The sequence below is a fragment of the Chryseobacterium sp. BIGb0232 genome (genome assembly GCF_024810195.1).
GTDB lineage: Bacteria > Bacteroidota > Bacteroidia > Flavobacteriales > Weeksellaceae > Chryseobacterium > Chryseobacterium pennae.
Map to the genome: position 1 here is coordinate 36,099 of NZ_JANUEH010000001.1, position 26,471 is coordinate 62,569.

16 protein-coding genes and 1 CRISPR repeat array are annotated in these 26,471 nt (G+C 32.5%); of the genes, 3 read left to right on the forward strand and 13 right to left on the reverse strand.

Going from position 1 to position 26,471, the window contains the following annotated elements; genetic code table 11:
- Nucleotides 1–426: 426 nt before the first annotated feature.
- Nucleotides 427–2,388 carry a glycosyl hydrolase family 28-related protein gene (locus M2372_RS00205; RefSeq protein ID WP_123318873.1) on the forward strand — a complete coding sequence of 654 codons (1,962 nt, stop codon included), beginning with the start codon at nucleotides 427–429 and terminating at the stop codon, nucleotides 2,386–2,388.
- 54 nt (nucleotides 2,389–2,442) lie between these two features.
- On the opposite strand, the gene M2372_RS00210 is transcribed toward M2372_RS00205, so the two are convergent.
- On the reverse strand, nucleotides 2,443–2,694 hold the full coding sequence (locus M2372_RS00210; RefSeq protein ID WP_123318872.1) for a DUF1294 domain-containing protein: 252 nt from the start codon (nucleotides 2,692–2,694) through the stop codon (nucleotides 2,443–2,445).
- Nucleotides 2,695–2,823: 129 nt separating this feature from the next.
- Between M2372_RS00210 and M2372_RS00215 the strand changes: the two genes are divergently transcribed.
- Nucleotides 2,824–3,180, forward strand: a complete 357-nt coding sequence (locus M2372_RS00215) for a hypothetical protein (protein ID WP_123318871.1) — start codon at nucleotides 2,824–2,826, stop codon at nucleotides 3,178–3,180.
- 54 nt (nucleotides 3,181–3,234) lie between these two features.
- Here the strand turns inward: M2372_RS00215 and M2372_RS00220 are convergent, their stop codons facing one another.
- The 12 genes from M2372_RS00220 to cas9 all read right to left on the reverse strand — a co-directional run bounded on the left by M2372_RS00220 (nucleotide 3,235) and on the right by cas9 (nucleotide 24,047).
- Nucleotides 3,235–6,405, reverse strand: coding sequence for a type I restriction endonuclease subunit R (locus tag M2372_RS00220; protein WP_123318870.1), 3,171 nt, complete (start codon nucleotides 6,403–6,405; stop codon nucleotides 3,235–3,237).
- A gap of 1 nt (nucleotide 6,406) precedes the next feature.
- Complete coding sequence (locus M2372_RS00225) at nucleotides 6,407–8,551, reverse strand: DUF262 domain-containing protein (RefSeq protein ID WP_123318869.1); 2,145 nt, start codon at nucleotides 8,549–8,551, stop codon at nucleotides 6,407–6,409.
- Nucleotides 8,532–10,058: a DUF262 domain-containing protein gene (locus tag M2372_RS00230; protein ID WP_123319103.1), complete on the reverse strand. Its 1,527-nt coding sequence runs from the start codon at nucleotides 10,056–10,058 to the stop codon at nucleotides 8,532–8,534. The genes M2372_RS00225 and M2372_RS00230 overlap by 20 nt, the downstream gene beginning before the upstream one ends.
- 11 nt (nucleotides 10,059–10,069) lie before the next feature.
- Nucleotides 10,070–10,639, reverse strand: a complete 570-nt coding sequence (locus M2372_RS00235) for a hypothetical protein (protein WP_123318868.1) — start codon at nucleotides 10,637–10,639, stop codon at nucleotides 10,070–10,072.
- Between the two features lie 19 nt (nucleotides 10,640–10,658).
- Nucleotides 10,659–11,495, reverse strand: a complete 837-nt coding sequence (locus tag M2372_RS00240; protein WP_123318867.1) for an HNH endonuclease — start codon at nucleotides 11,493–11,495, stop codon at nucleotides 10,659–10,661.
- Nucleotides 11,496–11,518: 23 nt separating this feature from the next.
- Complete coding sequence (locus M2372_RS00245) at nucleotides 11,519–13,402, reverse strand: restriction endonuclease subunit S (RefSeq protein WP_123318866.1); 1,884 nt, start codon at nucleotides 13,400–13,402, stop codon at nucleotides 11,519–11,521.
- The gene (locus M2372_RS00250; RefSeq protein ID WP_123318865.1) at nucleotides 13,399–14,997 is read right to left on the reverse strand and encodes a type I restriction-modification system subunit M; all 1,599 of its coding nucleotides are present in this window, start codon (nucleotides 14,995–14,997) and stop codon (nucleotides 13,399–13,401) included. Before M2372_RS00250 ends, M2372_RS00245 begins: the two co-directional genes overlap by 4 nt.
- A 365-nt stretch (nucleotides 14,998–15,362) precedes the next feature.
- The gene (locus tag M2372_RS00255) at nucleotides 15,363–16,037 is read right to left on the reverse strand and encodes a YceI family protein (RefSeq protein ID WP_115971591.1); all 675 of its coding nucleotides are present in this window, start codon (nucleotides 16,035–16,037) and stop codon (nucleotides 15,363–15,365) included.
- Nucleotides 16,038–16,615: 578 nt separating this feature from the next.
- Nucleotides 16,616–18,048: direct repeats of the CRISPR family, unit length 47 nt; unit sequence GTTGGGAATTGCTTTCAAGAATTATTATCTTCGTGATTAGTCACAGC.
- 57 nt (nucleotides 18,049–18,105) lie between these two features.
- Nucleotides 18,106–18,444, reverse strand: coding sequence for a CRISPR-associated endonuclease Cas2 (gene cas2 / locus M2372_RS00260; RefSeq protein WP_034678328.1), 339 nt, complete (start codon nucleotides 18,442–18,444; stop codon nucleotides 18,106–18,108).
- Complete coding sequence (gene cas1, locus M2372_RS00265) at nucleotides 18,441–19,334, reverse strand: type II CRISPR-associated endonuclease Cas1 (protein WP_123318864.1); 894 nt, start codon at nucleotides 19,332–19,334, stop codon at nucleotides 18,441–18,443. Before cas1 ends, cas2 begins: the two co-directional genes overlap by 4 nt.
- Nucleotides 19,331–19,624, reverse strand: coding sequence for a PIN domain-containing protein (locus tag M2372_RS00270; RefSeq protein WP_123318863.1), 294 nt, complete (start codon nucleotides 19,622–19,624; stop codon nucleotides 19,331–19,333). The genes cas1 and M2372_RS00270 overlap by 4 nt, the downstream gene beginning before the upstream one ends.
- A complete protein-coding gene (gene cas9 / locus M2372_RS00275) occupies nucleotides 19,611–24,047 on the reverse strand; it encodes a type II CRISPR RNA-guided endonuclease Cas9 (protein ID WP_228455665.1) in 4,437 nt (1,478 codons plus the stop codon). The genes M2372_RS00270 and cas9 overlap by 14 nt, the downstream gene beginning before the upstream one ends.
- 214 nt (nucleotides 24,048–24,261) lie before the next feature.
- On the opposite strand from cas9, the gene M2372_RS00280 reads away from it, so the two are divergent.
- Nucleotides 24,262–26,385, forward strand: a complete 2,124-nt coding sequence (locus tag M2372_RS00280; protein ID WP_115971588.1) for a Tex family protein — start codon at nucleotides 24,262–24,264, stop codon at nucleotides 26,383–26,385.
- Nucleotides 26,386–26,471 lie beyond the last annotated feature (86 nt).

Sequence of the window (26,471 nt, forward strand, 5' to 3'; positions counted from 1 at the left end):
AATTAGATAAAATACTTTTACAGTCTTCTGAAAAACACATAATATTAAGGTTGAGTTATTTCATTGTTTCTCCCTTCTGCTCCTATAATTTTCCATGGCTATATTGATCAATTTATTCAGGAAATCTTATTTTGTATACTGATAATACCCTCTGAACGTTTTTTATTTGACCTTTGAAAAATTCCCTTAGCTTTTTGTCGTTAAATTATTTTTGATTGCTGAATGATCAATATAAGGCGAAAATGGATTCTTTTTTAAATACAACCAATTTACAATCTCTATATACTTTTTAATCTAACTCTTTCAACTATTCTATAATAAAATATTACACGTCAAGTTCTGACGCCACCCCTTTTTATCTTTGTCTCAATAAATTCTTGCAAGGATATTACACTATTTATTTTATTAAACACCAAAAACAAAAAAATGAATACAATTGAGTTAAATGACGTATTTACAGGGGAATGGACTGTATTTTTAGAAACTAATGAAAATTATATAGGAAATCCTATTACGGATGCCATGTGTGATGAAATCATTTATAAGAAAATTGATCAGAAATATTACAGAAGAGTTCTGGAAAATAACGAGGTTAATGTTCAATGGTTTGGAGCAAAGGGTGATGGAATTACCGAGGATACCCACGCAGTACAATTGGCTGTAGATTTCTTAAAAAATATCAAAGGCGGAACTTTATTCTTCCCAAAAGCAAAATATGTAATCCAGAGTGTAGATTTTATTGGTAAAGAATATTCTAATATTTCTATTATTGGAAACCAAGCCGTTATTAAGCAAAAAATTGGTATAAAAAGGTATATTGACAATTGTCCGGTATACCCTTCTGGGAGTAACACCCCCGAATACCCAAGAACTGGAGAAAATGACATTTGTCTTTGGAATGGTTATAAAGAACGTACCTCTTCCCGTCACACAGGTATGGATGGTGTATTTGTATTCAATTCCAAAGCATACAGGGAATATAACGATATCAATGCTATTAAAAATATTAAAATAAAAGGAATCCGTTTCGAAAGTCAGAATAATGTAACAGAAGACTTTGATGAATTAATGTCACAAGTTGTATTATGTGGGGTTTCTAATGTCCTAATTGAGGAATGTGAATTCATTCAGTTTTATTCTGACGGGATTACTATTTTAGGAAGCATCAATGAACATCCTGATACCAAAAGATGTTACAATGGCTATGTAGAAATCAGAAACTGTCTTTTTGACGGAGTAAACTGCAATAACCGCCAAGGTGTTTCTGTTTATTACTGTGACAGATCATTAATTGAAAACTGTACTTTCAAAAACATCACAAGAAGTGCAGAACCTGGAGAACCTGGAGCAATGCCGGGAGCTATTGATTATGAATCCGATTCTGTGAATATCTATCAAAGATCAGCTATTGTTAGAAATTGTTACTTCGAAAATATTGGTGGTAGCCTTGGAGCTATTTCAATACTTATACACAATGTAAAAGATGAATATCCTGATCCAATGGCCTTAGCTGGGTATACTCCAGAAGTTACAAACTCTGCAAATCCTGATCTTGATTCTATAAAAAAAGCGAATTCATTCAAAGGGTTTGTTTTTGAAAATAATATTTTTGAAAAGGTATTAGCTCCTCTAAGCATCATTGGTATAGAAAATTATATGGATTATAAAGGAAATTACATTGTCAAATTTGTTGATTCTTCTGTTAATCACGCCAAATTATTGATGAATCTGAGTAAAGCATATGGAGTCTTGATTGAAAACAATAGTTTTACCAATATTAAAGAAGGTGCTCTAGCGAGAGAGGGTGCCAATAAGGTTCTGTTAAAAAACAACAATATTTCCAATGTAGGAGAAGAGATCTGTATCCATATTTCTGATCTATCTTCTCATATTGAGATTATTGGAAATACATTCAAGCATATTAAAGCTCTAGCTATTAATTTTCAGAATAAGCTATCTCTTTCTAATAGTAAAATTATTGATAATGATTTTGGAACACCTCAAAATCTAAATAATATCTTAATGGTTTTAGGATCAGGAAATGCTACTCCGGAAGATTTTATTAATCTAGAAATAAGAGGAAATAAACATTCTGGATTCAATGATATTGGAATATATCCTTTCATGGTGGATCCAATATATCCAAACTACACTCAGATTCCACCTTCTAAAATTTTATATGGAGTATCAGAATTTCAAAGCGCGGATATATTCCCAGATCCTACCTATCTTGGAAATTTGATCGGTATGGTAAAAAATGAAAGACTAAAGGATTATAATGGTATTCCTATTATTGTTCAGACTTTTATTCCTTATGATCCTATCAATAAACAATATAGAAGGGTTGCCGTTAGTAATACAGCTTTCAGTGCCTGGAAGGAGATCTAATTATAAATTTCTTTTTATCTGAAAAACACCTCTTTTTGAGGTGTTTTTTACTAATTAATGTCTTATCAGCCGATACATCAAAATAATATCAATTAAAACCACAATGAAAAACTTCACCAGAAAAGATTTTTTGGAGACTTTATGATTAAAGATCAACATTCCGGAAGCAGCGCCTATAATACCTATCAATGAAAGACCTAAAAGAACATTCTCAGAAATCCTCCATTGCTGCCTTTTGGCTTGAAGTTTATCAAATCCAAAAACACAAAAGGTAATAAGATTAGCGATTAATAGAAAAGGAATCATTCTACAATTAATTTGCTGCAAAAATAAAGTTTAATTTATATATGAAAAAGCCCTGTCTTACTTCCACAAAATATTTGTCATATTATCAGCATAAGATTTTTTAAATTTGCCACTCATAAAAATGAAGTAATGACAGTACATGATTTGGCAGGAACTTATTCTATTAAAGGAAGCAATCAGGAAGAATCTGATGAATTTTCTTATCAGGGTACCTTAATTTTATCAGTTGATGAAAATGCCCGCATTATTGCCCAATGGATGATTGGCGATCATATCCAGAACGGAACAGGATTTTATAAAGACCGTATTTTAGTGCTTAACTTTAATTATGAAGGTGATGATCACAACATTTATAAAGGAGTTGCGGTATACCGTTGTCTGAGTCAGGATATCCTGGATGGTTTTTGGTCTGAGAAGCATGGTAACCCGCTGTATTTGGGGAGTGAGTATTGTGTGAGAATTGAGAACCCTATATTTTTGAATTGAGGGTTCTATATAAAAGCCTGAGATTTTCTTACTCAGGCTTTTTACTATTAATTTCTAAGCAAATGAGTATGAATACACGTGCTGATAAACAGCAATGCTCTTTAAGCTTACTTCTTCATCAGTATATTTATCTTCTGGGAGCCATAATAACTGCTCATAAATAGTGGCTTTTATACCAGCTTTTACTTCACGAATTTCTTTCCAGTGGGGAATATTTAATTTTTCATTTTTGAGAATTTCTAAAGTTTGCGTAGCCACTTTTTTCACTTTTTCTCTTTCATTCTTATTCAGGTCCTTATCTTGAATTAAAAGATCAAAAATGGATAAAGTAGGCTGATCTAAATTTTCTTGATAAGCTCTTTTTTCTTCTTGTGACAGGGATTGAATAAATGCTGACAATTGCTCAAAACTACGTATCAATTCTACTTCAGACTTACCATTATTGTAATCTTCAATAATTTCTTTATAACGCTCATAAAATTCTAAGCGTAGAGGATTTTCTTTAAGCATTTGTTCTAACTTTTGCTCTACTGCTTTGTTCAGATCATATACCAATTCATTTTTTCGAGAGAGTTTCTCAAATGCTTTTTTTAGTGCATCAATGTTCAATTTAGACAAATCTATCATGGTATACTGACTTTCCTGAACAACATCTACCACCACTGAATCATTGACCACACTCTGTAAACGTAAAATAATCTCGGTTACATCAGCGCTTTTAACCTTTTGATTAAGCCTACTGTAAATGGCGTCAATAGCGTTATATTGTGGAGTAAATTTTTTTGCCTGCTTTTCAGGAAAAAGTGCTTTATACTTTCTAAATACATTTCTGGCAGCTATTTCAAATTTAGCACGGGATTCATCATTTCTACATACAGCATTCGCACCATTATTTACGGCTGCAATTTTCCCCATAGCTGTAGCTCCAATTAATGTATCTAAATCAAAATTTTCTTCTTTTAACATTGCGATTACTTCATCAATAGCTTCCTTAATTTCACCAGACATTGCTTCTAGCTGCTCGAATGGCTTTTGATTATCATTACCATCTCCTTTTTTCTCTTTATCCCCTTCCCCATAAACAGCATAAGCTTTTTCTAATTGCTGATAAACATTACCATAATCAACGATCAGCCCGTTTTCTTTTTCATCATCATAAACTCTATTAGCTCTGGCAATGGTTTGCATTAAAGTATGGCCTTTGATAGGCTTGTCAAGATAAACTGTTGAAATTGCTGGAGCATCAAATCCTGTTATCCACATCGCACATACAATTGCCAATCGGAATGGATTCTCCTCATCTTTAAATTCTTTTTCAAGATTCCGTTCTACCATTTTACGACGATGGGTTTCAATATCTAAATTCAATTTTTTGAACTTATCAATTTCATTTTGCTCTGAACTGATTACAACCCCTACCTCTGTTGAAACGACTAAATTATATTTACGTTTTAATTCCTGCTCTTCTTGAAGATCTTTAGAGTCTGTAATCCTTTGTTCAAGTTCAGCAAGATATTCAGGCCAATACTCCATAATATAGTCATACATTCGGACTGCTGTCGGTTTATCAAGTGTAACAAGCATTGCTTTTCCCTGATACCCTCTCTCATTAAAATGCCAGACCAAATCTTTAGCGATTGCTCTCAAACGTGACTCTGCTGTAAGTATTGGATATTCTTTTTTAAACAGATAAGCAAGTTTCTTTTGCTGGTCTTCATCAAGGTTTTCATTTTCCAAAATCTCAGCCATTTGTTCATCCAATGCTGGATTATCTATATTCAATTGTTCGCCGCGATTCAAATATTTTAACGGAAGAGTAGCTTCATCTTCAATAGCTCTTTTAAAGTCATATACAGAAACATATTCTCCAAAGATATTTTTAGTAACTTCTTGCTCTTCTTTAATGATAGGAGTTCCTGTAAATCCTAAATATGAAGCATTTGGCAAGCCAAAAAACCTCATATTTCTTGCATATTTACCTCCTTGCGTACGATGTGCCTCATCAGAAATTACAATAATATTTTTCCTTTCAGTAATAAGAGGGTATTCTGTCTCTAATTCAGGATCAATAGAAAACTTGTGAATCAATGAAAATACATATCGATGATTCTCACTTAATAATTCTCTCAAATGATCTCTGCCTGTTACCCCTTTCTTTTTACCTGCAATTACATTTTTATTGTTAACAATTCCAACCCCTGAAAATGTATCATAAGCCTGATTCTCCAATTCTGTACGGTCAACAACAATTAAAAATGTATAAGAGCCTCCAAACTTGCGATGTATCTTCTCACAAAGAAAAACCATAGAATATGTTTTACCAGAGCCTTGAGTATGCCAATACACCCCTAATTTCCCTTCAAGATCATCTATATTCTGTACATTTTCCAACACTCTGTTTACTCCGATGAACTGGTGGTTCTTTGCCATCAGTTTTACAATATTTCCATTGCTTTCATCGAAGAGTAAAAAATTCTCAAAAATATCCATCAGGTTTTCAGGAGCACAAGTTCCTCTAAGCATTGTATCTAAACTTACAATTCCTTCAGCATCTTCTGTTATACGCTTCCAGTCAAGAAAATATTTGTAAGGACTAGTTACAGTACCCACTTTAGCATCAGTACCATTGCTCAAAATTACAAAAGCATTATGATAAAATAAATGAGGGATTGTATCCTTATAATCTTTAAAATTATCTTCATACGCAGATCGCAGATCAACAGCGTGAGATTTAAGCTCGAAAAAAACTAAAGGAATACCATTTATAAAACCAATTACATCAGGACGACGATTATGCAATTCACCGCTGACTTCTAATTGCCGAACAGCTAAAAAATGATTATTTAAGTAATCATTATAATCAAATATTCTTAAAGTTTTCTTTTGTGTTTTGCCTTGTTCATTTGTAAAAGAAATCTCAACCCCATTTTTAAGTAGTTGATATTTGGCTTTATTCTGTTGTGCAATAGTTTTATCTGCTTCTTTTTGAACTATTTTTTCTAAAGCTCTTGTGTACGCCAATTCCGGAAGGTCTGGATTTAACTGCTGTAAAGAATCTAAAACATATCGTTCTAAGACTACTTCACCTTTATTCTCACGACCTAATAATCCTTCAGTCCCAAAACTTTCGTTCTTCCAGGCTGTAGTAACTTCCCACCCAAGTTCTCTTAAAACTTCTTCGGTAGCGTTTTCTATTAATGCGTCTTCTGAGTATTCGTAGGACATATTAGCTTCTTTTTAATTTAGATAGATATTCATTCATCAATTTAATCATTTCATTGCGATGTTGCACTGCTTTTTTCCAATCCCAATCAGTATTTTTAAAAATTAATTCTGATTTTAAAGAGTCAGCGTCTGTTTTAGAATCATATTTTCCTTTTTTCTGCTTATAAGGCATATTGCTATATTCAGAGTTCATACCTGGAGACAATAGTACTAAATTTCCGAAATCATCAATGGGATGTTTTCCATCTAATTCTAAAAAATTCAATTCATCATCAGAAATATAGTTTATATGTTTATTTTCTTCTTTTGATTTCTGAGGAAAAATATGTTCAACTGAATTTTTTGCGGTTAATCTAAAGCTATTCCAACGATGTATGTCTAATTGATGAACACTACATAATTCATTTCTGTTTTTCCATAAAATATATTCTAATTTATAAAATATATAATTTGGATAATGAGTTCCGGAACATTGTCTTAAATAAATCTGTGTATTTTCTAAATGATTGAGTTCTTCTTCGAAATTTTGAAAAACTACTTCAAACGTTCTTTCTTTTAATTTAGAAGTATTTTTTGTAGAATAGAAAAGTATGTTCTCTAAAATCTCTAATTTCTCAAGCAATTGTTGATTCGATAATTTTTCATTTTGTAAAAAATATAAAAAAGGTGTTAACCAATATTGTGTTGTCATTTCTTGTGAATGATACAACATACCTTGAAGCTTTATTAAATCTTTTAAAATTTCATCTGTGGTTTCCAGTCGTTGAACACTAATTGTTTCATTGGTAGTACCGTTCTTATTTTTTAAAATACTTTTGGATAATTGAATAGATTCTATACCATGAAACTCTTCTTTAGCTTCATGATTGTAAATCCATTTAACAACATATTTATCAAATAACACACGTATTTTCCATAATAATTCTAAAAAACATTCTGCCTTATATTGAGTGTTAAAATTTTCTTCTACATTAAAAACCTCCAAGAGTTTTTTATCAATAACCTCTGCTGATAATTCCTTTGAAAAGCCATTTTTTAATTGATATACCCTTAAAGTGTGTAATAAAAATGCAGGAAAAGAAATAATACTTCTAATTGATTTACTAGAATATTCATTCTCTATAATTTCTTTCTTTGACTTATTATCTACATTCAGATTTGGATCTCTAAGAATTTCCAACAAAGATGGATTTGAGTCATCGTTAGTCTGTTCCGTTTTTAAAATTTGTAAAATGTCAATATTTTCAATTTCGAATTTCAATTTAGTTTCTAAGTTTTCTTCATAGAAAACGGCTGTACTTCCATATAAATCTTTCCAATTTAAATCGGCAACGTCTTTTACACTTTTTTCTATATATGTATTCATATCTGAACAAGCATCCCAAATAAGTGCATAAGTTAAACGTCTTTCTTTAGGAATCTTTTGCAACAACTTTGACTTCAACAGTTCGTGATGTTCAAGTTGCTTTCCTCGATTATTCATAGCTTCGAATACTCTATTCATATCCGACTTGTTAGGAATAAAAGTGTATGTCAGATTAATTTGTGTATAGAGAAAGTTTGCAAATTCAGAAAGGTCAATTAAAAAGCTATCTTGAAATTCATTTAGAAACCCTTTAATAAATGATCTTCCTTCCACCAAAGGAATTATTTCACTTACTTCACTTTCAGCTCCTTTTATTATTTCTCCTTTATCATTTAGAAACTCTTTAAAACTCTCCTTATCCTTAAGAAAATTTTGAGCCTTATCTCTAATTGAAAAATAAATTCTTGGTTCGTTAGGAGCTAGGTATGTAAAGTTTTTTAATAATTGATTGTGCTTTGATAGTTCATCACAAATCAGCCATAAAGTGGTAAACCTTTGTTGTCCATCTACTAAATCTATCTTTGACTCATTGTTCGACAACATTACGCCCCCCAAAAAGAAATCATAATTGATATCTTTCAAAAAAGCATTTTTAATATCTTCTAATAAAGTTTTGATCTGATTTGATTTCCATACATATAATCTTTGATAAATTGGGATATTAAATGTAAGCTGATATTCAACTACATTTTTTAGCGTTATTAAACCAGAAAATATCTTCTTATTATCTTGATAAGTAAGCGTTACAAAGTCGTCGTTTTTATTTAGCAAGGCTTCCATTGATCCAGTTTTGTTTTTCTGTAAGTTGATAGTTGGTTGTGATATTTTTTAAGTAGAATATTCTCACACATTGATAGTAATTTTGCCGGGCAGGTGAAAGCTTAGTTTGAAGTGTATCATCAAAATGAATAGTAATATCACCATTTTCTAATTTTTTATATATAAACCCTTCATAATAGTTCTCTTCAACTGCTCCCTTCAAAGCAGATAACACTTCGCTCGTGAGATAGGACTGTTGTATGAGCTGTAAAATATTACCATACACTCTCAGTAAAACAATAGGTGACTGCTCAACAATACTTGATCTATTCATTCGGAATGCTCCCATAAAATGTTCAAACCATTTTGTGAAAGGCTCAATTTGCTGTTCTCCAAATTTGTCGTAATACATTACGACAGCCATTTGGTAAAGGTTAATGAAATAATCATTGTACAATTCATAGATCAACGAGGTTATTGGATTTATTTCCTCAACCTTTTTTTCTCTAAATATATAATTGAATAAAGCAGTGTATTTTTCCGTAAATAAGAAGAAACCAATTCCTTTTTGAATAGGTTGATTTATAGTAAATGGAATATCAATACTTTCTGAACCATATAAACGTATTCTGGAATTGAGTTCAGGCTGCATTTGCTTATTAAACTTTAGACTGCTTCCTAATGTATTATTAAAAGAAGGGTACAGTTTAATATCATCTACTGTCTCGAAAACAACCGTATTTTTCTGAAAAGTATCTAAAAGTGATTTACGGGAAGCAAACCACAATTTATTTTTAGACCAAAAACGAATGCGCCATAATTGCTTAATGAATAATTCATTTAATGATTTGAGATTTGGTTCATTATGAATTTTCGCATTATTGAGTGAATTTATGCGATCAAATTTTTTAGCAAAAAACCTTAAGTATTCTTCATAGTTATTTAATTCTCTGAGATGATATGATTTAAAAAAATCTACCTCGTCTAAGGGAACACCTCTGTTATTTTGGCTATCAAAAAATACAAAGGCATTATCTTCGTTTTCTGTGATGATAAATGAGAAAACAAGTTTTTGAATAATTTTATTGAAGTTCTTGCTAATTAAACCTCCTCTGATACTTTTTAAAAGATTTCTATTTTCTTTAATGTGATTAGATGATACCTTAGATTTATAATTAAAATCAAAATTACCTCTACTTAGCACCGAATTATTTTCATTCCAAACATAATCCATAATTAATAAAGTCGTTAAGCGCTGTTGCCCATCAATTACTTCATACTTACCATCATTTTTATGAATCATTACTGAACCCATAAAATATTCTATGGCATCATCATTAAATTTATTGTCTTTAAAAAAATGATCATTCCAATCATTTAATAACTCTGTAATATGTTCCTTATTCCAAACATAAGGTCTTTGATAATCAGGAATAATAAGCTTTGTATCTGATTCAAATAAATCGTAAATACAAATTGTTCCTACTTCAAAAAGTTTTGTAGCATTTTCTACAGTATCTAAATCCATAGCTTAATTTATTATATTTCCCAATTCTTAACTCTAAAGACTCTTTTATCTACAGACTTTGTAACAAATTCAAATGCCTCATCGTTCACTAAAATATATTTTAGCTTTTTTTGATTCTCTTCTTTATTCCATTTGGAAATTGTATTCCTAAGTTTCACATTCAAAAAGGATGGTGCAACATTAAAAGACTCTCCTTCAGACTCTTCAGAATCTAAATAAATAGTAAAATCTCCTTTTCCCTTTTCGTGCAATATTCCTAATCTTATAGTAAAACGTGCATTTTCTAATGACGGATTATTTTGAACCAATTGAATGATACCATTAATTATTACTAAATCAGAAGCGATGCGATTAGCAGCTTCAAAAATAGTAATGTTTTGATAAGGCCCTATTTTTTGAGGATTATTGATATCCTTTCTTTTCAGATAGTTAATCATTTCAAAGTAAGCTCCGGTAACAGGTGGTTTAGGGAAAGGATTATCATTTAAAAAACCGAGATATCTTTCCTTAAAAGCACACAGAGCTTTATAATCAATATCAATTAATTCCTTAGGTTTAATTAAGTAATCTACCTTTTTCATATAATAAATTACTTATTAATTAGAATATAGGATAGTTCCCCTTTGTAGGTAACTTAATATATTTACCATTATACTCCCAATATTCAGAGTCTTTCAATGAAGAATGTACTTCAATCTTATAATCAGCAGAAATATTGATTAATCTTTTTCCCTCTAAATAAATATCAAACAAATCGTGAATGTCTGATCTCAATAAAATACCATTTGTTACTACACTTGTATGAATGCCGTTGTATGGCTGTATATGTGCAGCTTCTAATAATGACAAAACTTTACTTCTACTAATTGCACAAGTATTATCATAGGCTTTTAAGAGATCTTTTCTAAATTGGGATTGACGTAACCGTTTTTTTATTTTTTGTAAAGTGTACTGTAATTCCTCCTCATTTTTACTATTTATGAATTCATCATTTTCAATTTGTTCAGTTGAAACATTTCCAAATAGCTCATTCCAATGATTTTCATTTAAATTTGAAGTTATCAGTAAGCGTTTGTGAATTGCACCATTAGGTTTTTCTGGATCGACTTTACCTTTTTCTCTGATCTCATCATTTGCATTAGATTTAAATCTATCTAAATCAATTGTTTCAAAATTAAATTCAGTCTGATCTTCAAATCTAATTCTTCGATAATCATTGTCAGGATAACTATTGGCGGCAGTTGGCTTTGCAGCAACATAAATAGTAATATTATGAGCCTTAATTGTTTTTAGTTTATCCAAAATATGCCTAAACAAGATTGTATGATCCTTATATCTACCTCCGCCACCAGCATCAAGAATAAGGCCTTCTAAATGCGTTACACTATCATATCCATAAGATAGTTTTGCATCAAATGTAGTTTTTATTTCGTTCATAGGTTATTAGTTTTATTTTTTAATTATTTCTCATATTGTAAGGTTTCAGTTAGAAATCTAATCGCCCTTTCTACATTTGCATTACTAAAAATCGTCCGTTCTAACTTTGCTTCCCATTCCTTTTCAGATTTTATAATGTTCAAAACATTAGTAGTCGTAAACTCAAGATTCTTTTTAGAGAGCTCAACCAAACTATTATCAACCGTTGCTAAAAGCTCCAGCTCATCATTAGATTTGAACATAAACTCTGTAGTCAACCAATCCAAATCTGCGATTTGCCAGTAGTTGGAAAAGTATTTTTTAGCATCTTCAATTTTTTCGGCAACGACAAATCCTGTTGTTCCCTTTTCGCCTTTCCAATCTTTTATGTATTTACTAGTAAGCGCAATCTTTTCAGGACCACCGTATTTTGTTTTTGGATTGTAAGGCCCTGCAGCTTTTCTCAGATAATCCTGAATTTTATTGTCTGAATATCTGTGAAAGAGATAAGAAAGTTTGGTATATCTTTTTCTGCCTAAAGGAAATTTTTCACTTCCAAATCTATCAGTTAAACAAGCAATCAAAACGGCTTCTTTAAATTCTTTGGAGGCTTCTTTTTTAGGTTGTGCTAAAGGAATTATTTTAGCATTGGTTGATTTTACTTCTAAACTTTTCACATCAATCATTCCCGTCATCAATCTTGGAAGCAGAATATCTCGTGACTCACGTAAGAATTGATTTTGAGATTGAAGGTTAAATATTGAATATCTTAGACTCTTTGAATAATCATTCCATTTACTAAGAATATTTTTATTAGGTAGCGTAACTAAATAGTTTGTTATATCTTCATTTTTTAGATTTAAAACTGTAACTGAATTAGCTTTAGCTATACAATTATTTTTAAAATCTACAGAATTTAAAACATCGAATAAATAATATTTCAAATCTTCATCAGAAACAATTTTTGAAACTCTTTGATTCAAATAGTAACTTTTACCATCATCCGGCACAAATCCTACATTACCAATTAACAAACCTTCTCTTGTGACATCGGATAAAACCATCAGCAAGTCAAAAGGAGCTAAAATATGGTTTTCTTTCACTTTAGTTCCTTCAACTAAATATTTGTTTTTGATAAATTTCAGCCCTCCTCCAACTTCAAAATTTCCCATTCTAACAACTATATTATTGTTTTGTACGTCCTGAAAATCTTTACTTTTGAAAGCAAAGCCACTTATAAGTTTTATCTTTTCACCCAACTTCACTTTTACCCAATCTTCCGGTAAACCATTCTCATCAAAAACCGCTGTTTCATAACCCGGAAAACGCATTCGCACAAACCATTCTTCGTAGGTTTGTTGTGCCATTTCTTCCAAAATTTTGATGCGATTTTGATTGTTTTCTATCAAATCATCATAGCCAGATAAAATGTTGGCGATTTTGCGCTGGGTTTCTGGAGTAGGAAAGTCGAACACAAATTCTTTAATTCCTGAAATTGGAATTCTCATTTGATTTGCTGCACCTTTACCTCTCTGCTGAATGAAGTTTCTGAATTTCTGAGTTTCAGTTAAATAATATAAATATTTTTGATTTATCACTTCAGGATCTTTCGTTTTTAATGCAATAGCATTTTGATTTAAATAAAAATCCTTTACTAAACTATTCACTCGAATTGTTCTACCAGCAGCAGAGTTTACAAGAGAGGGGTGTGACCCTACAGTTGCTATAATAATATCATCTAATTCAAGCTTGTTCTTTATGTATTTTAAATGTAGGTTTTCATCTAAGTAAGAAATATCATTAATTGAAAAGCCAGATGAATTAAAGTTTGAAACTTTTAATACAGGAATTCCCTTATTTCTGTAATCAGACTCATTCCAACTACCACCATTAATAAAATTACAATTTGTCTCTAAATCTAAAATCATAATTTAAAAGCTTGAATTTGATTCATCAATTGGTTGGCTTCTGTATTCAGTTCGGCTAATTCACTGTGCAATTCATGCATTCGGGTTTTGTAATCAAAATCCATATCAATGTCGATATTTACACCAACATATCTTCCTGGTGTAAGGCTGTAATCCTGTTCCGCCACTTCTTCCAAATCCACTACCTTGCACAAACCTTCTACATCACGATAAGTTCCATCTGGAAAATGTTGATTAAACCAAGAATTATCTGCTGCTACTTCAGTAGTTTCATCTCGGTATAATGCCATTATAGCAGTTAATCCTTCCAATTGTTCAGGAGAAAAGTCATTAATAGTAGTGCTAACCTTTAGATAAACATTACGGGCATCGATCATCAGTATTTTATCTTGGTTCTCTTTTCTCTTGCCTTTATCAAAAAACCATAAATGGCAAGGTAGCGAACGGGTATAAAAAAAGTTGTTCCCGATAGAAACAATACAGTCTACATTTCCTGTTTTAACCAATTCTTCACGAATACGTTTTTCGGCATTTCCCGCATCGGTTGCTGAGGATGCCATTACAAAGCCTGCCCTTCCTGTCGGGTTTAGATATGACATAAAATACTGTATCCAAAGATAATTGGCATTTCCAATTGTCCCTTTACCAGTCAATGGTGCACCAAAAGGTAAACGTTTATCTTCTGCTAAAAATTTATTCTTAGCATCTACTTTATCCACATTAAAAGGCGGATTTGCCATCAGGAAATCGCACTTTCCAAATAATTCGTGCGGATCACTGTAAAAAGAGTTATTATTAGCAATATTGCCAGTTATTCCGTGGATGGCTAAGTTCATTTTAGCCAGACGAGTTGTATTACTTTTATATTCGGTACCATAAACTTGAATAGCTTCGTTAACTTTTTTGTTCTGATGGTCTTTGATAAAATGTGCAGTCTGTACAAACATACCGCCCGAACCACATGCGGGATCATGAATAGTCCCATGATCCGGCTGAATAAAATTCACAATCAGTTGTACCAATGACGGAGGGGTAAAGAATTCCCCTCCTTCCTGTGCACCGGCTCCCATCATGGAAAGCTTCATCAGGAAATATTCATATACCCTTCCGAAGACATCACCTTTCGCTTTTTGTACAGAGTCACTGTTAAAAATACGGATCAGGTTTGCCAGTAAATTATTATCAGAATCATCTTCAGGGGTCAGTTCCTGATAATTTTTAGGAAGAATACCTGCCAGTTCTTCATATTCAGCTTCAATAAGTTTCATGGCAGAATTTACAGCTTCTGCTAAATCTTCACTTTCAGGTAAATTGGCAAGGTGAGTATATTGCGCTTTTTCCGGTAAAAACATTGCGCCAATAGCCACATAATCATCTTTTCCGGCTTCACGACGTCTTCCTGTCCGAGGATTTATAGGTAACGTTTCTTGTAGTTTATCTTTTGCTTCTAAATATTTATTTTCGGCAAAACGCAATAAAATTAATCCTAATAATGGATCTTTATATTCAGCAGCAGTTAATTTTGAATTAGCCCTTAATTCATCTGCTGCTTCCCAAAGCTCTACTTCGAGCTGTTTAATATCTTTTTGAGTCATTTAATTTTGAAACATACTAATTTACATTTCTAATTCAGAAAAAATTATAGTATGATATATTTGATTTTAGCCTTCAAATATAAGGAAAGATATATTTTCAAGTAGTAAGAATAGACTTAAATAATATCATAATTACAAAGAAATTTCGACCACTTTCAAATGCATTTCAAAATTAAATCAGCATCCCCCCGAGCTAGGAGCTGTTGCAGCCTATCATTTCCACTAGAGTATTCAAATAAGCCAGATCTATATTTCTTTGCCAGCATAATCACTGCGCTCCAATCCTAATAAATACTTCACTTCCACAAAACAAAAAAGCTGCTTCCAAAAGAAAGCAGCCTATAGATTATTGATAAATCTAAAAATTATTTTTTAGCTTTTACATCAATTGCGATTTCGATGTCTTTGCTAATCATCCATTCTGCAGGATCAGTTTCAGTAGTTCCGAATTTGATTCCCCAGTCTGTTCTGTTTACAGTGAATTTAGCTTGGATAGCTGCAGTATTATCTACTACATCTACTTTAGCAGGGAAAGTAACATTCATTGTTTTTCCCATTAATGTAAGGTTTCCGCTTACTGTTTTGTTAGCTCCTGCTACAGCATCTTTTGGTGCTTCTTTTAGGTCCGCTACGCTTGTAATTTTAAAATCTGAAGCAGGGTTTTTCGCTACGTCAAAGAAGTCAGGGTTTTTAAGGTGAGCTTCAAGCTCTGCAGGTTTTTTATCTTTTTCAGTTACTGAAGCGGGATCAACTTTAATAGAAGTCATATCAATATTGAAGTTTCCAGCTACTACTTGTCCACCTTCAATGCTTAAGTCTCCTGATTTTACATTAAGAGTTCCCCAACGAGGAGCGAAACCTCCTTTATGGAAAGCTTTCCAATTCACAAGAGAAGTTGCAGCATCTACTGCCAATACTTCACCTTTACTCTCAGCAACCGACTGTTCTGTAGCTACTGATGTATCTGTTTTTTCTTTATTGTTACATGATGTTGCCAGCAATCCTACTGCTACTAATGCAATTACGCTAATTTTTTTCATATTATTGAACTGTTTAAAAAAGTTTATTGTTTTCGGATACAAAAATAGAAAAACCTTATGGGTCATCTCTTATCATACATCAAGAAATGTAAATTTTGTTACCAATGTTAGGATTTGTAATATAAGAAGAAATAAATGAGGTGTGGAAATAGTATAGTTTATTATAGTCTTCTTTTTGAATTTACACTTCTCATCATGAATTCCTATTTGATTTTCAAGATATTTTCAAAAATATTTTCATGTTAAATATTTAATGTGAAAATATTTAACATATTCAATCTTTACCTATAAAAATAATACCATAAAAAAATCACAAGGGAACATCTAAAATCTATTATAGGAAGAATTGATTACTGCCCAGCTGGCTTTTGCATACTTGCAGATGCCCATATGTATCATAAATAAAGTCCCTCGGTTAGAGGGATTTTATATATATGGTCTTAAGATTTATTATCTTCATAATTAGTCACAGTTTCTATTTTTCTCATATATATCATTAAGTTGTGAATTGTTTTTTAAAAATTATTATCTTAGTGATCAGTCACAGCTAGGATCTATAGGTCGGGTTATTTCAGCATGTTGTGAATTGCTTTCAAAAATTATTATCTTCTTGATTAGTCACAGCGTCTCCTGGTTCTATCGTATCCGGGAGCCGTTGTGAATTTATTTCAAAAAATTATTATCTTCGTGATTAGTCACAGCAAGTATGACAAAATGCGTAATGACCTGGCTGTTGTGAATTGCTTTCAAAAATTATTATCTTCGTGATTAGTCACAGCTAATGCTAAGATCCCTTCTTTATCCTTTCTGTTGTGAATTGCTTTCAAAAATTATTATCTTCGTGATTAGTCACAGCGCTAAAAAATTCTTAGAAAACCTTTAAAACGTTGGGAATTGCTTTCAAGAATTATTATCTTCGTGATTAGTCACAGCGAAAACGGAATGTTCATTCAGGTGTCAAAGGTTGGGAATTGCTTTCAAGAATTATTATCTTCGTGATTAGTCACAGCCAGGGAATTAAGAATGAGAGAGGAAGAATTGTTGGGAATTGCTTTCAAGAATTATTATCTTCGTGATTAGTCACAGCTTATATCTACGGTTACGAGTGGGAAAAGTAGTTGGGAATTGCTTTCAAGAATTATTATCTTCGTGATTAGTCACAGCAGCAAGACCTGTCTTCATTTATCAAACAGGGTTGGGAATTGCTTTCAAGAATTATTATCTTCGTGATTAGTCACAGCAATTACGATATTAAAATGGCAGCGGCTTATGTTGGGAATTGCTTTCAAGAATTATTATCTTCGTGATTAGTCACAGCTTACCCTCTTTAATAAAGTGACGGCAATTGGTTGGGAATTGCTTTCAAGAATTATTATCTTCGTGATTAGTCACAGCATTAAAATTCACTTGAGCTGTATCCCAATAGTTGGGAATTGCTTTCAAGAATTATTATCTTCGTGATTAGTCACAGCTTACTCGGATAAAAGAAAAGAGGCGGTATTGTTGGGAATTGCTTTCAAGAATTATTATCTTCGTGATTAGTCACAGCAATCATGAAACAGATACAATTAGATCTAAAGTTGGGAATTGCTTTCAAGAATTATTATCTTCGTGATTAGTCACAGCGGAATCTATTTTAATGGGAAAGATCACCTGGTTGGGAATTGCTTTCAAGAATTATTATCTTCGTGATTAGTCACAGCTTAAAGTCTTTCCACATTTCAATACCAAAAGTTGGGAATTGCTTTCAAGAATTATTATCTTCGTGATTAGTCACAGCTTTACAAAAAGTGTCTTAGATGATTTGATCGTTGGGAATTGCTTTCAAGAATTATTATCTTCGTGATTAGTCACAGCCGCATTTCGTTATATTTGAAGTCTTAAGCTGTTGGGAATTGCTTTCAAGAATTATTATCTTCGTGATTAGTCACAGCAAGTAGCCGAAATTCTAAGTAAGTATGTCAGTTGGGAATTGCTTTCAAGAATTATTATCTTCGTGATTAGTCACAGCCTCAAAAAACAATCTACTGAAAATCAGCAGATTGTTTTTGTTTTTAGGATTTAAAATTTAGAATAATTCAAGCTGTTGAAAGGTTGGAGGAGGTTCTTCTTTATTTCTGGCAAAGAATATTTCAATATCTCCAAACTGTTTGTCAGTAATGCACATAATGGCAACTTTACCTGCTTTTGGAAGCATAAACTTAACTCTTTTAATATGAACTTCAGCATTTTCACGACTCGGACAATGCCTTACGTACATTGAAAACTGAAATAATGTAAAACCATCATCAAGCAAAGATTTACGAAAGCGATTGGCATCTTTCATATTGGCCTTAGTCTCTGTTGGTAAATCATATAATACTAAAACCCACATAATTCGGTAAGCATTAAACCTTTCGGCATTCATATCAGTTCAGGATAAGAGATCAGACGCTTTTCTCCTGTATAACATTTATACAGTGATGTTGCTGTTGTTTTTACAGCAACCAATAATGGTCTCTTTTTATCATCTATTTTTACATCTTTGGTCGCAATCTGTAAAATAAAAGCTTTAAATTCTTTAGTTAAATCTTCCGTCTCTGAATTGATTGTAAGCCATTGCATTACTAGTAAATCAACGAAAGGACGATAAGGTTCCATCAGATCATCGGCCAGACAGTAAGGATTATATTTATTTTTATGGAAAATTCCAAGAACAGGAAGCAGTCCGGTCTCAACAATTGCTCTTGCCACAATGCTTCTGAGAACCGAATATCCGAAATTGAAAAACTGATTGGGTGAATCTCCAAAACGCTGTCTCAAAAAATCCAAACTAATGAGATACTTCCAGTAATGTTGTGCTGCAATGCCTTCCATATTGGTAATATCACCGCTTTTCACATTATTTTGATAATCAACCATTGGTTCGTAATAATTCCCTAAACGTTTTAAAACTTCTTTTTGATTTTCAATTTTACATTCGACAGTTTGTTTCCAAAGTTGTTTTTTGAGGGGTTCACTAGCTTCTAATTGGTCTTTGATCCGGTCAGAATGCTCAGTGTGTCCATACAATGGAAGCATAATTCCGTGTGGTAAATGATGCCCGTCACAGCTCACCACCACCACATTATTCCCCATCATTTTCTGAATCAATTGGTGTGAGATTGTAATCTGGAAATGGTCTAACATTAGCAACCCCAAATCTTCCACGGGAACCTTGCCTTTCATTTCTTTAGTGGAAGGATCCAAAATATACATCTGTTCATCTTTAAGTTTAAGATAAGCAGGATTGCCGATATAAATGGAGCGGGTGATCATAAAAAAGAATTTATGATTTTTAATTTTTTATCGACAATCATTCCGTTACACATATCTTCTGATAGTAAAATAGTACAATCATTAAGTATTTTAATAGTAAGTTGTGTAATTTCTTTCTTATCCTTCTTCTCTTTCCTTTCGAGAATTTTTATAAATTCAAAAAGAACTAATTGAGTAACAAATGGTGTCATAAGCAACATCTCTACTGCCTTATCTTGCTTTTTAATATCTTTATTATCAAAAGCATATAAAAGAACATTCGTATCAATTGCAATATTACCTATATCCATCAAACATTTTTTTAACTTTTTCTTTTGTTAGAATATTTATATCACCTAGCCTATCACAATCAATTTTAAAGCAAACCTCTGCAATTTTGATTCTATCCTCTGACATTGTGACCTGAAGCTTATTCTGGCTTTCCAATTCTCCGATTTTAGTTTTTGAATCATATTGTTTTATTAGATAAGCAATATCTTGACGGACGAAGTAACATTCAGTACCTGAAGTTTTTTCAACTTTATAAATTCTTTTAATTTGTTCCCTATTTAAATTATTCAAGCTCACCCCTCTATCCATAAACTCATCTTCTTCAGGAACATAAACCAAATCATTGGGAGATAAATAAAATAACAGTTTATCTCTTTTTTTATTTTCTAATGGCACTGAATTCAACCTTTGTTTTTGCCTTTCAATAACTTCATTCAAAGGAATTGTTTCATAGCTTCTTTTTCCACTTTTATCTTCATAAATCGCAAAAAATAAGTTAGTTCCTTTAGCAGCTTCTACATATTTATTTTTTTTATTCCCTGATTGTCCAATAGAAAACCTTCCCGTTCCTTTTTCAAATACCCTTACTTTAAAAATTGGCTGGTGAAATACTCCGTTATTTAATTCAATAATGTTTTTATTCATCTCTTCTATAGATTCCGGAGTGAATGCTAAAATTTCAGGAGGAATTTCTTTTCCTTTTTCATCGAAAGCACCTTTATAATTTTCTAAATGTGACAAAAGTATTTTTTGTATGCCTGTATCCGTTATTGAGCTCCTAATTTTTTTCTCATCGAAACTTATATCCAACGGTTTTCTAATTGCAGTCAATATTTCTTTTTCACCAACTTTTACCCAAGGTAAATTCACTTTTGCATAAACAAATTCTTTATGCATTGGCTTTCTTATTGCCCAATTTGTTCCCGTTTGTTCTACTCTTTCTTTCGTCTTCACACCATCTTTCTCTACATATTTTTCATAATAATTAGTAGCCTTATTAATCACACGAAGATTTTGCTTAAAACTTACAATAACGGTTTCCAATTTATTCTTAGCATCCACAGTAAAATTATCCCAAGGCTTCAAAAATTGTTTCGAAGCCTCTCTTTCGACTCTGTTGCCGGTTTGTGGATGTTTGTAAATAATTTTTTCAAACTTCATTAGTTTCTTTTTTAAATCGTAACGCTTAGTATCTGATTTTGCAGACTGATTATTAAGCAGATTCACATGATCTTTTGTCGCACAAGCAATTACCAAAGCATCTAAAGCGTGATGTCTATGGTCGATTCTTTTCTTTGAAAATCCTTTTGAAAACTCTACAGGAACGGTTGGTAAAAATTTCTGATGATTTTCATTCCAGGAAGTAAAATCTGTTGAATTGGTCAATTGATTCATCCGTTCAAAACGTGGTAAAATCAATTCATTCCAAACATCATTTAAACCCCAATCTTGTTTGAGCTGTGTCGTAATTTTTCCATTCCCTGGAACAATATTTTTAGAATTCACGCCTTCATCAGTACCGTCTTCCTGTCGAACGATATTGGAAAGAACACCTGAGATATATTTACTGATATGACGAGTATCATTCAACTGACGTTCAATCATTTTTTCAGGAATTTCTTCTAAAAGGAGCTTGTTTCTTTTGCCTCTATTATTGGCATAATGTTTTTTTACAAAATCTTCGTATTCTTCAGCTTCAAAAACTTTTACACTTTTCCCAAAACTACACTCAACAATCGTTCCTCCAAACTGCTTAATAAATCCTAAACCGATGTAATTATCTTTCAATTTATTAACTGCTGACTCACAAATAATTTTATTACTAAAACTGTCATCAAAATATTTGCTTTGCGGAATGATATGTTCAATTTCGTATTCCAATGTAAATAATTTATTTAATGGAATAATCTGTCCTGTATAAGGAGATTTATACTTCTGTTCCAGCCAAAGTTTGTATCTCTTTAAATCTGAAGAAGAAGGTTGGGCCGTTTTACTGATTTTCAAAATATCATCGTCAATTTCTATATCAGAATTTAAAATTCCATCTTCATAAATCTTCAAAATCTCCTGTTGCATAGGAGAATAAGGACGAACATCTTCTACAGAATTATCACTCATCATTTCTGCCAGTAAAGCTTTGATACGGAGATTTGTATTTTCATTTTCCGTTATTCTCTTTGTAGCCTCTACCCTTTCATCTTTTGTTTGTTTCATCTCCCTTCCCAGCTCAATATGAATTTCGTTGAAGAAATCTTTAGCTCCATTTCCGTATTTCAACCAGATATCCTTTACCACTCTAAGCGTTTCTGTAATTACCTGTTCAACAATTGGGTTACGAAGCGAATGTTGTTTAAACCCTTTTAAGAATTCTTCCAAATCATCAGCAGAATTCCATTTATCAATCATTGATCCTTCTGAATGTCTTCCATAAACAACGTATTGAGCCAACCATAATTGTAAACCTCGAAAATCATTTTCTACCGTAAGATGAATTGCCTTTTCTCTCACTTTATCTTTGATATTTTCATCAAATTCACCAGTAATAATTTTCTGAATCCTATCTTTTGAATGTTCGTTGATATTTTCGTAATTCCAGTATTTACCTAACCTCATCAAAGGCAGCAATTTCTTAATAGCTTTTTCAGAAAAGGAGCCATATTCACTTTTAAATGGGGGAAATTTTTTGAATGCTTCGAAGAACGAATTTTCATCCAGCTTATATTTCCCAGCAAAAGTTTTCAATGCTTTTTCATATTCAATCTTGTCATTGACAGAATAGATTATATGCCAAATTTTTTGTTCAATGTCTCTTGTCAGAAAATCATCAGAGATATTTTCAACCTTATCCAATCTCAATGAAATCATTGTTTTGGTTTCGTTACAAGGATATTTTTTGTCTTCAACATAATTCCAGCGAAACTTTTCAGTTTCAGCATTGAGTAATTTTCCTTTAAATTCTTTTTGCTCCAAAAGAAATTTAAGTAGTGGCTTCTGTTCAATTTCTTTTCTGTTATTCAAGAATTCAAATAGATTTTCAAAATCTTTGGTGGTGCTTAAAAATTCTTTTGTAACGTTAACATCATCATCTTTTTTATAAATATTCAGATTAAAAATCCATTGCCAGATACGGAATTCCTGATAAAACGGGTTAGACTTTGGGATTACTTTTAAAAACTGCGTATGTTCTACTCCATTTGCATCTTTATACTTTCTGAATTCCAAAGTACAATTGGAAATAGATGATTTCTGACTTCTCAAAGGTCTTTGGTAAAAAATAATATCATTCATAAAAAGGTGTACAAATTCTTTTTTACTTAAAGTCAATTGATGTGCTTCGTTATTTCGATACAATTCCCGCACACAATCGTTGTACAGGTCGTCACTCTTCAATTCCTGATAAAATTCTTTCTGCTTTTCTAAAATTTGTTTAAGTTCTTTCTTGTAAAACTTTCTTTCAATGGTACGAACCAGTTTACCTTTGATCTTCTGTTTCGGATTTTTAAGAAGAGTTTCATAAATATATGTTCCAACAGTTTTGTGGGATTTATCAATTTCCTGCTCGGTTTTCTTTTTTATAAGTGTCCAATCATTTTCGCTAGGTGCACGGAAACTTCTTTTTTCATTTCCGTCTTTGTCAGTTTTGACACTTCCATCATCATTTAAATCAGTAGAAACTATAAAATCTCTTGTTTTATCTTTCCAATCTAATAAAGACGTTTTGCTTGAACGTCTGTAAATCCAACCATTTTCTAAAATTAAAGAATACCAAATATCAGATTTCCCTTTTTGAGGCTCATCTTCCAAAACATCTATAATTTTTAAGGAATAAAATTCTATAAGTTTATTTGGATTCTCTTCCTCTTCCTCGCCACGTAATTGATAATATCCACGTTTTTGATTAAAATTCAATAGAATCCAGGCCAGCTCTTCTTTTTGTATTTTATGAGCAAGTGCCTTTTTCCGGAGATAATAAATCGTCCAATCGTAGGGAATTTTTTTGTCATTTTCTAAAAGTTGGGGTTGATGATTTTTAAAATCAGTAAGCATTTCATCAAAAGAATTCTTGAAAATAAATCCATCATTATTATAAGCCAATTTCGGTTCAGACTCTTCTTTGAACTTTCCAAATCGTTTTTCAAAATCAATTTGCAAAGCATAATGTTCCGGAAGAAAATTCAAAACGTTCAAAACTCTGTGAAGCCTTTCTCTTCTTAACAAAAATCTTTCACGCAGTCTTCTTACCCCTCTATAATCAGTTCTTGCCGCGGTTTGTGAAACAGAATTTCCAGCACCGAATTCTCCAAGAACCTTCTGATCCATTGGAATAATTCGGCTTCCCATCCCAAGAATTTCGCCATACTTGTTTTCAAAATTCTGTCTTATCAAGGCCCAGCCAATGGAGTTGGTTCCCAAGTCTAATCCAAGTATATTTTTAATCATCATTTTATTTTTTGGTACTACATAAAAATAGAAATAAAAAAAACATTCAAATTATGGATTCCCATAATTATAGTAAAGATGTTTTCTTCTATATTTGTAGTAATAATTTTGAAAAGCAATTCACAATAAGGATTATTCCGTTGTGAAAACATTCAAGGCGGGGCAACTCGCCTTTTTTCGTTTTAAAACCCTATTTTAGCCTTCCGAAAACAGAACAATGACGACCGTAGAATTTATACAGAAACAGCTCGATATTTCTGAGAAGAGCATCAACAATACTTTACAATTATTAGCAGAAGACTGTACCATTCCTTTTATTTCCCGATACCGTAAGGATAAAACCGGAAATCTGGATGAAGTACAGATTGAGAAGATCTCAAAGATCAGCAAGCAGTTTGATGAAATTGTAAAGAGAAAGGAATCTATTGTAAAATCTATAGAAGAACAGAATGCACTGACCCCCGAGCTCAGACAAAGAATTGAAGAAAGCTTTGATATCCAGGAGTTGGAAGATCTATATCTGCCTTTTAAAAAGCGTAAAAAAACCAAAGCGGATAATGCTAAGGAAAAAGGATTAGAGCCTTTAGCCAAAATCATTATGAGCCAGAAGAATAATGAAGTGCAGTTTCTGGCATCCAAATATTTGAATAATGAGGTTCCTTCTGAAGAAGATGCCCTTCAGGGAGCGAGAGACATTATGGCAGAATGGATCAATGAAAACATGTATGTCCGTAAGAATCTGCGTCGTTTATTCCAGCGTAAGGCTGTTGTTACTTCTAAAGTCGTGAAGGCTAAAAAGGATGAGGAAGATGCCCAGAAGTTCTCTCAGTATTTCGAGTGGGAAGAAAACCTCAGCAGAATTCCTTCTCACAGGCTTTTGGCTATGTTGAGAGCTGAAGCGGAAGGTTTTGTGAAAACCAATGTGGGGATTGACAAGGAAGAAGCCGTCGATTTTATTGAGAAAGCAATTATCAAATCTGATAATGAAAGTTCTGAACAGATTGCATTAGCGATAAAAGACAGTTATAAAAGGCTTCTGGAGCCTGCTATTTCCAATGAAGCTTTACAGGAAGCCAAAGAAAGAGCTGATAAAAAAGCCATTGAAATCTTCTCTGAAAACCTAAGTCAGTTACTTCTGGCTCCCCCACTGGGAGAGAAAAGGATACTGGCGATTGATCCCGGTTACAGAAGCGGCTGTAAAGTAGTTTGTATAGATGAAAAAGGAGATCTTCTTCATAATGAGACCCTCTACCCTCACGCTCCACAGAATGAATCCGGAATGGCAATGAAAAAAATCCGTTCTATGGTGAATGCTTACAATATTGAAGCAATTTCTATTGGGAATGGAACAGCAAGCCGTGAAACTGAATTTTTCATTAAGAAAATTGCTTTTGATAAGCCTTTACAGGTTTTTGTGGTTTCGGAAGCGGGTGCCTCTGTGTATTCTGCCAGTAAAATTGCAAGGGATGAATTTCCAAGCTATGATGTAACGGTTCGTGGTGCGGTTTCTATCGGAAGAAGACTTTCAGATCCATTGGCTGAACTGGTGAAAATTGACCCGAAATCGATTGGCGTTGGACAGTATCAGCATGATGTGGATCAGACTCAATTGAAAAATGAACTGGATTCTACTGTGATGAGATGTGTGAACTCCGTAGGAATCAACCTGAATACAGCCAGCAAATCATTATTAAGCTATGTTTCCGGGATTGGAGAGAAAATGGCTGAAAACATTGTGAATTTCAGAGCTGAAAACGGAGCTTTTGAAGACAGAAAACAGCTTAAAAAGGTTCCGAGACTTGGAGAAAAGGCATTCCAGCAGGCCGCTGCATTTGTACGAATCAGTAATTCAAAAAATCCATTGGATAATTCTGCCGTACACCCTGAAGCGTACGGAATTGTTGAAAAAATGGCCAAGGACCTGGGCATTAAAACCAATGAGCTGATTGCCAATAAGGAAAAAATAGCCCTGGTAAACCCTGAACAATATATTACCGGAGACATCGGAATCCTGGGAATCAAGGATATTTTAAAAGAGCTTGAAAAACCTGGTTTGGATCCAAGGAAAGCCGCTAAAGTATTTGAATTTGATCCCAATGTAAAAAGTATAAGAGACTTGAAAGCAGGCATGATCTTACCGGGAATCGTCAATAATATTACCGCATTTGGTTGTTTTGTAGATCTTGGGATCAAGGAAAGCGGACTGGTTCATATTTCACAGCTTAAAGATGGATTTGTATCGGATGTGAATGAGGTTGTAAAACTGCATCAACATGTGAGAGTAAAGGTAACTGAGGTGGATGAAGCAAGGAAAAGGGTGCAGTTGAGTATGATTTTGTAAGCATGTGATCTGTATTGTTTTAATTCTTAAAATATTTTAAGGGTTTAGAATATTAAGTTGAACTTCTCTTTAAAGTATTTGTTTAT